Here is a 9658-nt window from a genome sequence, read left to right as displayed (position 1 = left end):
GCGGTGGACGATCACGAGTGTCGGGGCCGGCTACTACAAGCTGATCTGTCAGCGCAGCGGCAAGGCTCTGGACAACGGCAACACCGATGGCGAGGCGGCCGGCGTGCTCCAGTGGAGCGACAACGGCGAGCCCCAGCAGCGGTGGACGATCACGAGTGTCGGGGCCGGCTACTACAAGCTGATCTGTCAGCGCAGCGGCAAGGCTCTGGACAACGGCAACACCGATGGCGAGGGCGCTGGCACCATCCAGTGGAGCGACAACGGCGGCCAGCCGCAGCAGTGGCAGCTCATCCGTGTCGGCTGACTTCGCGCCGCGGCCGCACTTCCCCTGCTCACCCATATTGAGTCGGGACGAGATCGGTGCCCGGCCGCGCCGCTTGGCCCTCATGCATCTGCAGGAGCAACCTGGCATGCGAGTAGGAGCGGGACGGCGAACCGGGGTTACTGTCACATTCGTTGACAGTCGAGGTCTGAGCAGGCAAGTCTTGCCCGATGGCTGAGTCTGAGGGTGTCGCGTTCGTCCGGGCGGATGTTGAGCAGTTCTGCGCGGAGCTGGTGGGGGTGGCACCGGCGATCAGGCTGGCCAGGCTGGCGGAGTTGCGGGTGATGCTGGACAACGTGGTGGCGGCGGCCTTCGGCGGAGGCGATGGCAGAGGCGCGGTATGAGGGGTGGGGGCTGCGTCGGATCGGTCGGCAGATCGGGATGTCGCACGAGCAGGTACGGCGGACGCTGGCCGAGCCCTCACCCGCTCCGGGGCGCACCTCACCTCACGGGGAGAGCCGTGAACGCCTCGCCCCCGCCTGGGCCATGGGGCGAACATCACGTTTCATGATCAATGTCACGGATTTACTCTGACTGGACATCTGAAGATCATCTCGATGTCACACTTTCGGCTGATAGCGGGCCGGGGACTCAGCCTGGCCCACGGTCAGCTTCCTCACCGAGGACCAGCGCAGTAGGTGGGGCAGGTTCAACGAGGTGCCCGACCTCACCCAGCTGGGCGGGTTCTTCCATCTGGAGGCCCGCTGATCGGCGGCGGGCGATGGCCGCGAACGGAGCTCGCAACCAGCTCGGTTGGGCCGTCCAGCTCGGGACGGCTCGGTTCTTGAATTGCTTCTTGGAAGATCCGGAGGACGTGCCGGCCGTGGTGGTCGACTACGTCGCCGAGCAGCTCTGCTTGGATCCCTCCGTGCTCAAGGGCGCCGATCGTGCTGCTGGACCTGGTCACTCACCGTTTGGTCAAGGCGAAGATCTTGCTTCCCGGCGTCATCACCATGGAGCGGATGATTTCGGAGATCCGTGAGCGGGCCGCGTTACGCCAGTACAAGATCCTCACCGCCGCGCCCAGCCCGGGTCAGAAGAGCGCGCTGGAGGAGCTGGTCACGGTGACCGGGGGGCGGCGGATCTCGGGGCTGGACCGGCTGCGTAAGAGTCCCACCGACGTGTCCGGCGCGGGAGTGGTCAAGGCGTTGGAGCGGCTATGTGGAGCTGCGCGGCCTGGGCGCGGCGGCGTGGGATCTGTCGGCTGTCCCGGCTGGGAAGGTGGCCGCGCTGGCCCGCCTCGCCAAGGCGGCCCGGGCCAAGGCGGTCGCGGACCTGGCCGGAGATCGCAAGCTGGCCACGTTGGTTGCCTTCGCCGCGGTGATGGAGCCGGTCTCGGCCGATGAGGCCATCGAGGTGTTCGACCTGGCAATGGGGGATCTGGTACGCACCTCGGCGTTCAAGGCGGGCAAGGAGCGGCTGCGTACCACCGCCTTTCCCGAAGGGCCGCGCCGCACCCGGGCGATCGCGGTATGGACGGCCGTGAGCCTGGCGGGCGGCACCGCGGGCAACCTCATCGGCGGCGCGCTGACCGAGTACCTGTCCTGGCGGTGGATCCTGCTGGTCAACGTGCCGATCGGGCTGGCCTGCCTGGCCGCGGGCCGCCCTGCCAGGCGGCCCGTCCCGGCGGCGCGGGCAGCGCCTGGACGTGCCGGGCGCGCTACTGGCCACCGGTGGGCTGGCCCTGCTGGCCTACAGCCTGTCCGGCCCGCGCGTCCTCACCGCCGCTTCGATCGCCGCGGCGGCCGCCGTCTTGCTGGGGCTGTTCGTGCTGGTCGAGGCACGCCTGGCCCGCGCGCCGCTGCTGCCGCCGCGCCTGCTGCGGCCACGCCCGATCTGGCTGGGCAACCTGGCCATGCTGATGGCCGGGGCGACCCTGAACCCGATGTGGTACTTCCTGACCCTGTCCCTGCAGCACGTGCTCGGCTACGGACCACTGCAGACCGGGCTCGCCTTCCTGCCGCACACGCTGCTGACCATCCTGGTCGGGCTGCGCCTGACCCCGTGGCTGATGCGCCGCGCCGACCACCGCGTCCTCATCGCCGCCGGAGCGCTCATCGGCGCCGCCGGATTCCTCTGGCAAAGCCGTCTGGCCCCCGGCCAGGACTACGTCACGGCGATCCTCGGCCCGGCCATGCTGATCTCGCTCGGCGGCGGCCTGCTGAACACGCCACTGACCGTCACGGTCACCTCGGGCGTGCCAGCGCAGGACGCGGGAGCCGCCTCCGGGCTGATGAACACCGCCAAGCAGATCGGCGGCGCGCTCGGCCTGGCCGCCCTGGTCACGGCGACGGCGGGACACAACGGCGAATCCGGCAGCCCGGCACAGACGCAGGCGCAGGAGCTGGCGGCCGGCTTCGGGCAGGCGTTCGTCGCCATCGCCGTGACGCTGGCCGCCGTCGCCCTCCTGGCGGCCGCGCTGCCGAAGCGGCCCCACGCCGCCGCCCCCCGGCGAGCCGGCAGACTGGCAGCACGCCCCCTGACCGGGCCCCGCCCTGTTCGCGGACAGGCCGGCTCCACGTTGTCTGGGCATCTGGTGTGTCTGGCGGTGTCAGCTGCGGCCGCGGCCGGAACCGCTGGAAGATGGTCGAGGTCAAGCCCAGCCAGGAGTGGGCCTTGCGCCACTGCGGGTCGCGCGTCGACCTGCTGTTTCCAGCTCAGATCCTGCCGGCGGGCGCGCCACAGTCCACCGCCGGCTCGGCCCACGTCCAGAGCCTGCCGGCCCACCTGAACACACGCAGGTCGATCTAGCTGCGCCCATGCCCGCGATTTGACATCCTCGCCAGGGTGGAACCCTTCTCGGCTCCAATGCCAAGCACTCAGATCCTGGGCATGCTCTCTTCGACCTTGCCCAAGATTGCATCGACGTGATTGCCGATCAGCCGGGCGCCGAGCTCCGTCCTGCGCGTCACCTACACCGGGCCGATCGTGCACGCCCTGGTCAACACCGCTGACCCGAGCGCCGGCGTGCCGGACGTGGTGGTCGACCCCGACGTCGGCCAGTTGGAGACGGTGACCGGGGTGCGGTGCGTCTCCTGCCTCAAACCCCTGGCCCGAAAAGCTGACGCCGAGGATGTTGTGCCAGCGGCCTGGCCACCCGCAAGATCGCGATTCGGGCGGCCGACTCCACCGCCGGGCTTCTGTTCGGGTATCGGCCGGGCCCTGCACGTGTGTGCCCGGTTCCGGGGTGCTCGGCGTCCACGCTCCAGTGACCCACCCTCGCGCATGGCGATCACATCCTCACCACGGCACCGGCGTACCGTCCCAGGACAGGAACTGCCCGGAGGGCCCGTCGTCGGCCAGCAGCGCCAGCCGTACCGCGCCCGCCGCTGCCTCGGCGGGATCGCCGCCGCCCGCCGCCGTGGCGTTGAGGTCGGTGCGGCGCAGGCCGGGCGCCAGCGCGTTCACCTTGACGCCGTCGCCGGCCAGGGCGTGGGCGTAGAACACGGTCAGCGCGTTGAGCGCGGACTTGGACGAGCGGTAGGCGGCGTAGGCGCCCTGGTGGGGGAACTGCGGCCCGGTGGCCCAGGTCAGCGAGCCCGTACCGGAGGAGATGTTCACGATCCGGGGGTGCGCGGAGCGGCGCAGCGCCGGCAGGAAGGCGTTGGTGACCGCGACGACCCCGAAGACGTTGGTCTCGAAGATGCGGCGGAAGGTGGCGATATCCTCCAGGTCGGGCGTTCTATCCTCGCCGGAGATGCCGGCGTTGTTGACCAGGATGTCCAGCGTGTCCACCTGGCTCGCGGCGTCGGCGATGCTCGCGGGGTCCGTCACGTCGAGGACGAGCGGGCGGGTGTCGCCGCCGATCTCCTTCACGGCGCGCTCGCCGCGCGCGGCGTCGCGCGAGCCGACGTAAACGGTGAGACCCGCGTCCGCGAGCAGGCGCGCGATCTCCTTGCCGATGCCCTTGTTGGCGCCGGTGACCAGTGCGATCGAGTGGTTCATGTCATCGAGGGTGCCCGCGGGCGGGTCGGTCGATCCAGGCACAATCGATACCAGGGAGGTACAGAATGGCAAGAGGCGAACTGGCCCGGTTCCTGCGCGACCGCCGGGAGGGGCTGCGCCCCGACGGCGTCGGCCTGCCCGCCGGACCCCGTCGCCGCACGCCGGGCCTGCGCCGCGAGGAGGTCGCCGACCTGGCCGGCATGTCGGTCGACTACTACGTGCGGCTGGAGCAGGCCCGCGGGCCACGCCCGTCGCCGCGCATCCTGGAGTCCCTGGCGGGCGCGCTGCGGCTCGCGCCCGCCGAGCGGACGCACCTGTTCCGCCTGGCCGGCGTGACCCCGCAGCCGCCCGCCGTACCGCCGCGCACGGTCCGCCCGTACGTGGCCGACCTGCTGCACCGTCTCCCGCTGACTGCCGTCGTCGTCACCGCGGCCACCTACGACGTGATCGCCTGGAACCCGCTCGCGGAGGCGCTGCTCGGCAACCTCCGCGACCAGCCCAACCTGGCCCGGCGGCGCTTCCTGCTCCGCGAGGAGGTGTTGACCACGGGGCATGAGGAGTTCGGCGAGTACGCGGTGGCACGGCTGCGGGCCGCCGCCGACCGCTACCCCCGAGACGCCGCCCTCGCCGCCCTGCTGGCCGAACTCAGGGCGGGCAGCGCCGAGTTCAACCAGATCTGGGCCACCAATCCGGTACGCGCCCCCGGCCACCGTACGAAGACCATGACCCACCCCGAACTCGGCCCGCTCCGCATCAACTGCGACATCCTCACCGTCCCGGACGACGACCAGCAGGTCGTCTTCATGACCGCCGACCCGGACACCCCGACCGCCCGCGCCCTGCGCCACCTGTCCGCCCTGTTCCCGGCATGAGATCACCGTGCGTGTTCCGGCTCCAAGGGCGGTGGAGATTGCCGGTGCCGGCCAGGATCGACGGCCTCGGCGAGGCGGGCGGTGCTTGTTACCTGAGGAGGTTGATGGGGGAGGTTTGAAGATTCGGGAGGAGAATGTACGCCTTACGCCGTGACGTCGCCGAAGGGGCACGGGCTTGCCGTTCAGGGCTCGATGACTACTTTGATGGTGCCGGATTTCCGGTCGGCCGCGACTCGGAACGCTTCCCGGGCGTCTTCCAGTGGATACCGGTGCGTGATGACGGTTCGTGCGATCTCAGGTGTGTCGGCCAGCATGATGGCTACCTGCGCAACCTCCCGCTCTGCGTTGTCGCGTCCGTACGCGATGCTGTTGAGGTAGGTGAGTTCCTTGGTGAGGCTCGTCACACCGGGCACCGGCATGGTGTTGGTATAGACGCCCAGGGAAACGATCCGCCCTCCCGGGCGGGCCGCCTCTGCGGCTCTGGCCAGGCTCGACTCGTTACCCGCCGCGTCGATCACCACGTCGTAGAAGCCGTTGGGCCGGCCGAATCCCAGCCGTTCAGACGCGGCCAACTGGTGGGCGTGCCGGGTGTCCACGTCGACGTCCGATTTGCGGTACCGCGCCGCCGCGGCGGCCAGTAGTCCTATCGAGCCGCCGCCGACCACGAGAAGGCGCTCCCCAGGTTGCACGCTCGCCCTTCGCACTGCGTGCCAGGCGATCGCACCGGGTTCGATCAGACAGGCGTCCTTGACGTGCAACCGCGGGGGAAGGGGAAGCAACGTGTACTGCGGGACCACGACCGCCTCGGCCATGCCGCCATCGGCGAACACGCCGAGATACGGCTGGCCGGGTGCGGTGCACCGCTGAGTGTCGCCGCTGCGGCATTCGTCGCACTCACCACAATGGAGGTTCGGCTCGACGAAGTAGCCGTTGCCGTTGCCGTCCGTGCCGGCGAACTCGTGCCCGTAGACGAACCCGGTGACCCCCGAGGCCGCGAAGCTGACATCGGTCCCGCAGATGCCCGCCGAGGCGACGCAGAGCCGTACCCCCTCTCCGCCTGGCTCATCGACATCGGTGACCCGGATTCCGTCTTCGGTGTTCACGACAGCGCGCATGGCTTGTTCTCCTCAGCGTGTGATGTGGCGCCCGGAGCGTTCGAGGCCCAGTTGGAGACTCGAACGCGGGGCTCGGCGATGGGCCGCAGGCTTTCGTCTGATCGGTGGCGCCCGGTGCGACCATTGCGGCTTGCACCGGGTGCGCATGCCCGATCAGACAGCCTGCGCGGTGGGCAGGATGGTGATCTCGGTGAGGTTGACGTGGCGGGGCGAGGCGGCAATGAACGCCACCGTCTCGGCCACGTCCGCCGCCCGCAGGGGGCGATCTCGGTGAGCAGTCCCTCCATCAGGGCGCTGGCATCGGGGTCGGTGACGTGGCTGGGCAACTCGGTGTCGACCATGCCGGGCTCGATGGTGGCCACCCGGATGTTCCTGGGGCCGAGTTCGACGCGTAGCAGCCGGGTGAGGTGGCTGATGTAGGCCTTGGTGCCGGAGTAGACGGAGAACTTCTGCAGGATCCGGGTGGCCGCGATCGAGGAGGTGGTGATCAGGTCCGCGGGCCGGCCGGCTTCGGCGGCGGTGGTCAGGTGAGGCAGGAAGGCGCCGAGGACGTTCATGACGCCGGTGATGTTCAGGTCGATCTGGCGCTGCCAGTCGTCCTGGCGCAGGTCGGTGATCGGTGAGATGAGCTGGACGCCGGCGTTGTTGACGACGAGGTCGGCGGTGCCGAGCCGTTCGGCGACCTGGTCCGCCGTGTCGTTGACGGCTTGCCGGCCGGTGACGTCGACGGGGATGGCGATCGCGGTGCCGCAGGCGGCGTCGATGGAGGCGGTCAGCTCGTCGAGCCGGTCCTTGCGCCGGGCCAGCACGGCGACGTTCGCGCCGAGCGCGGCCAGGCGCAGGGCGGTGGCGGCGCCGATGCCGCTGGAGGCGCCCGTGATGACGGCCACTCGGCCGGTCAGCGGCGCTCCGGTGAGCAGGGCAGCGGTCATGACAGATCCTTCCAAGGATGAGGGCGGGGCCCGGGGTCAGGCCGCGTCGTATGCGGTGGCGGCGGACTTGTCCCGCCAGGGGGCCGCGTCCTGCTCGATGCGGTCCAGCTTGGCCTGCAGGCGGTCGAGGGTGTCGGGCCCGAGGTACAGGTGCCCCGGCAGCTTGTCCTGGCGGGTGACCTCGTAGATCAGCGCGGCGCCCTTGACCGGGTCGCCGAGCTGGGTGTGGTTGGCGGTGCCGGCCCAGTCCAGGGTGATGTGGGCGGGGGTGCCGTCGTAGGCGTCGATGCGGTGCGCGGCGGTGGACAGGGAGCTGGCGTCGAGGAAGTCGGTACGGAAGACGCCGGGCTCGACCACCATGCACTGGATCCCGAACGGTTCCAGCTCCGCCGACAGCGCCTCACTGATGCCGGCGACCGCGAACTTGGTGGCGGCGTACATGCTCACCCCGGGCTCGCCCTCGAACCCCGACCGGGAACCGATATTGACGATCTTGCCGCGTCCGGCGGCGCGCATGCCCGGCAGCACGGCCCGGGTGAGGTTGATCAGACCGAAGACATTCACATCGAACAGGGAACGCGCCTCGGCGTCGGTGATCTCCTCCAACGCGCCGAGCAGGCCCCGGCCCGCATTGTTGACCAGGACATCGATGGCGCCGAAACGCCCGGCGGCCGCCCCGACGGCGCGTGCGATCTCCTCGCCGCGGGTGACGTCGAGCCGGACACCGAGCACCCGGCCGGACCTCTGGAGGTCTTCGGGCAGGGCGTCCGGGTTGCGGGCCGCCGCCACGACGGTGTGGCCGCCCGCCACGGCGGCGCGGGCGATCTCCAGGCCGAGGCCGCGGGAGGCGCCGGTGATGAACCATGTGGACATGCGAAAGCTCCTTCGTACGGATGAGGGAATGGACCGGGTCAACGGCCCGATCTCTACTGAAACAGCTCTGAACAGCGAAAACAGGCGGCAGAAGGGCCCAAGTCATCGGGGGACGAACTGGGCCACCCTCACCGGACGCCGCACCGCGGGACGAGAGCGACACTGGGTGGCATGGACCGTGACAACACCGGCGCCCCGCTGGCGGAGTTCCTGCGCTCGGCCAGGGCGCGCCTCAGCCCGTACGAGGCCGGGCTCGACGAGCCGCTCGTGGGACGGCGCCGCGTTGCCGGGCTGCGGCGTGAGGAACTGGCCCGGCTGGCCGGGGTGAGCGTGGACTACTACACCCGCCTGGAGCAGGGCCGCAGCCGCAGCGCCTCACCCGAGGTGCTCGACGCGCTGGCCACCGCCCTCCACCTCGACGACGCCGAACGCGAGCACCTGCACACCCTGGCCCGCCCCACGCCCGCCCGACGTCGGCGACGCCCCCGCCCCCAGCGAGTGCACCCGGCCACCTGGCGGCTGCTGGACACCCTGGAGGCGGCGCGCCGCCCCGCCTTCGTCCTGGGCCGCCGCCTGGAGGTTCTGGCCCACAACCGGCTGGCCGGACGCCTGATCACCGACTTCCGGGCCTTGCCCGCCGTCGAGCGCAACCAGGCCCGCTTCGTCTTCCTCGACCCGCACGCCCGCGAGCTGTACGTGAACTGGCCGGCCGTCGCCGCCGACACGGCCGCCATGCTCCGCCGCGACGCCGGCCGGCATCCCGACGACCCCGCTCTCAGTACTCTGATCGGTGACCTGTCCATCCGCAGCGAGGAGTTCCGTCGCTACTGGTCCGACAACAAGGTCCACCAGCGCACCACGGGCAGCAAGGACTACCACCATCCCCTGGTCGGTGACCTCACCATCACCTACCAGGCCCTCGCTCCGGCCGACGACCCCGACCAGACGCTCTTCGTCTACGACGCCGAGCCCGGCAGCCCGTCCGAGACCGCGTTGCACCTGCTCGCCCAGTGGAACGAGCCGGCCGCCGACAGCCACATCCCTCTGCGCTGGGCGGACGACCGTCCGAGATGACGGCGGCCTCCCCCTCGCCGACGCCGGGATGCGAGGGGGAGGGCCGGACCTGGCCGCGCCGGATCGCCGCGCCGCACGGATCCGCTGTCACCGTCCGCTCACGCGGGTGGTGAGGCGGGCCAGCAGGGAGACGCATTCCCGCAGCCGCTGCTGCTCCTTCGAGCTGAGCGTGTCGCGGATAGCGGCGCTGAGCGATATGGCGCGCTGTGCGCGTTCGCGCTGGAGGCGGGCGCGGCCTCGTTCGGTGATGTGCAGCAGGAGCTTGCGGCCGTCATGGGGATGGGGCTCGGCCCGCACCAGGTCGTCGCCGAGGAGTTGCTTCACGGTTTTGGCGGCTGACTGGTGGGTCACGCCGCGCAGGTGGGCGAGGTCGGCCGTGGTTCGTGAGCCGTCGCGATCGAGGTGGCCGAGGATGGCGGCCTCCCCAGGGGGCATGGTGTCGGCGGCCCGTACGGCGCGGACCAGCTCACCGATCACCTGCCGCAGATCTTCAGCCAAGGCGTCGTCGTCCATGACCTCATCCTA

At 70.6% G+C, this 9658-nt stretch carries 11 protein-coding genes and 1 pseudogene; 7 read left to right on the top strand and 5 right to left on the bottom strand.

Going from position 1 to position 9658, the window contains the following annotated elements:
• The 5 genes and pseudogenes from AB0J46_RS49935 to AB0J46_RS49915 form a co-directional block, all read left to right on the top strand.
• On the top strand, nt 1–304 hold a 304-nt coding region (locus tag AB0J46_RS49935; RefSeq protein WP_364343890.1), incomplete at its 5' end, for an RICIN domain-containing protein.
• Nucleotides 305–492: 188 nt separating this feature from the next.
• Entirely contained in the window at nt 493–666 is a 174-nt protein-coding gene (locus AB0J46_RS49930; RefSeq protein WP_364343887.1) for a hypothetical protein, read from the top strand.
• Nucleotides 667–836: 170 nt separating this feature from the next.
• The gene (locus AB0J46_RS49925) at nt 837–1304 is read left to right on the top strand and encodes a DUF4158 domain-containing protein (protein WP_364343884.1); all 468 of its coding nucleotides are present in this window, start codon (nt 837–839) and stop codon (nt 1302–1304) included.
• Between the two features lie 341 nt (nt 1305–1645).
• Nucleotides 1646–1915 (top strand): annotated as a pseudogene (locus tag AB0J46_RS49920) (MFS transporter); the annotation flags it as partial.
• A 55-nt stretch (nt 1916–1970) separates the two neighbouring features.
• On the top strand, nt 1971–3053 hold the full coding sequence (locus AB0J46_RS49915; protein WP_364343881.1) for an MFS transporter: 1083 nt from the start codon (nt 1971–1973) through the stop codon (nt 3051–3053).
• 509 nt (nt 3054–3562) lie between these two features.
• Here the strand turns inward: AB0J46_RS49915 and AB0J46_RS49910 are convergent.
• Nucleotides 3563–4267, bottom strand: coding sequence for an SDR family oxidoreductase (locus AB0J46_RS49910; RefSeq protein ID WP_364343878.1), 705 nt, complete (start codon nt 4265–4267; stop codon nt 3563–3565).
• Between the two features lie 65 nt (nt 4268–4332).
• Here AB0J46_RS49910 and AB0J46_RS49905 point away from each other — a divergent pair, with 65 nt between their 5' ends.
• Entirely contained in the window at nt 4333–5139 is an 807-nt protein-coding gene (locus AB0J46_RS49905; RefSeq protein ID WP_364343875.1) for a helix-turn-helix transcriptional regulator, read from the top strand.
• Nucleotides 5140–5321: 182 nt separating this feature from the next.
• Here the strand turns inward: AB0J46_RS49905 and AB0J46_RS49900 are convergent, their stop codons facing one another.
• Genes AB0J46_RS49900 through AB0J46_RS49890 form a run of 3 tightly spaced genes read right to left on the bottom strand, consistent with a single transcriptional unit; the run spans nt 5322 to nt 8059 of the window.
• Nucleotides 5322–6254, bottom strand: a complete 933-nt coding sequence (locus AB0J46_RS49900) for an alcohol dehydrogenase catalytic domain-containing protein (protein WP_364343873.1) — start codon at nt 6252–6254, stop codon at nt 5322–5324.
• Nucleotides 6239–7186, bottom strand: coding sequence for an SDR family oxidoreductase (locus AB0J46_RS49895; RefSeq protein WP_364343871.1), 948 nt, complete (start codon nt 7184–7186; stop codon nt 6239–6241). Before AB0J46_RS49895 ends, AB0J46_RS49900 begins: the two co-directional genes overlap by 16 nt.
• A 36-nt stretch (nt 7187–7222) precedes the next feature.
• Nucleotides 7223–8059, bottom strand: a complete 837-nt coding sequence (locus AB0J46_RS49890; protein WP_364343869.1) for an SDR family NAD(P)-dependent oxidoreductase — start codon at nt 8057–8059, stop codon at nt 7223–7225.
• Nucleotides 8060–8230: 171 nt separating this feature from the next.
• On the opposite strand from AB0J46_RS49890, the gene AB0J46_RS49885 reads away from it, so the two are divergent.
• On the top strand, nt 8231–9133 hold the full coding sequence (locus tag AB0J46_RS49885) for a helix-turn-helix transcriptional regulator (RefSeq protein WP_364343867.1): 903 nt from the start codon (nt 8231–8233) through the stop codon (nt 9131–9133).
• Nucleotides 9134–9220: 87 nt separating this feature from the next.
• Here the strand turns inward: AB0J46_RS49885 and AB0J46_RS49880 are convergent, their stop codons facing one another.
• Nucleotides 9221–9646, bottom strand: coding sequence for a MarR family transcriptional regulator (locus AB0J46_RS49880; RefSeq protein ID WP_364343865.1), 426 nt, complete (start codon nt 9644–9646; stop codon nt 9221–9223).
• Between the last annotated feature and the right edge of the window lie 12 nt (nt 9647–9658).

This window comes from Nonomuraea sp. NPDC049758, from assembly GCF_040674635.1.
Classification (GTDB): domain Bacteria; phylum Actinomycetota; class Actinomycetes; order Streptosporangiales; family Streptosporangiaceae; genus Nonomuraea.
The sequence above is the reverse complement of the archived record's forward strand: the minus strand, read 5'-3'. Positions and strand labels throughout refer to the sequence as shown.

What these genes read in the sequence shown, in the direction of transcription:
- AB0J46_RS49885 (WP_364343867.1), top strand. Translation starts at nt 8,231, where the DNA reads ATGGACCGTGACAACACCGGCGCCCCGCTGGCGGAGTTCCTGCGCTCG.
- AB0J46_RS49905 (WP_364343875.1), top strand. Translation starts at nt 4,333, where the DNA reads ATGGCAAGAGGCGAACTGGCCCGGTTCCTGCGCGACCGCCGGGAGGGG.
- AB0J46_RS49895 (WP_364343871.1), bottom strand. Translation starts at nt 7,186, where the DNA reads ATGACCGCTGCCCTGCTCACCGGAGCGCCGCTGACCGGCCGAGTGGCC.
- AB0J46_RS49880 (WP_364343865.1), bottom strand. Translation starts at nt 9,646, where the DNA reads ATGGACGACGACGCCTTGGCTGAAGATCTGCGGCAGGTGATCGGTGAG.
- AB0J46_RS49900 (WP_364343873.1), bottom strand. Translation starts at nt 6,254, where the DNA reads ATGCGCGCTGTCGTGAACACCGAAGACGGAATCCGGGTCACCGATGTC.
- AB0J46_RS49930 (WP_364343887.1), top strand. Translation starts at nt 493, where the DNA reads ATGGCTGAGTCTGAGGGTGTCGCGTTCGTCCGGGCGGATGTTGAGCAG.
- AB0J46_RS49925 (WP_364343884.1), top strand. Translation starts at nt 837, where the DNA reads ATGTCACGGATTTACTCTGACTGGACATCTGAAGATCATCTCGATGTC.
- AB0J46_RS49890 (WP_364343869.1), bottom strand. Translation starts at nt 8,059, where the DNA reads ATGTCCACATGGTTCATCACCGGCGCCTCCCGCGGCCTCGGCCTGGAG.
- AB0J46_RS49910 (WP_364343878.1), bottom strand. Translation starts at nt 4,267, where the DNA reads ATGAACCACTCGATCGCACTGGTCACCGGCGCCAACAAGGGCATCGGC.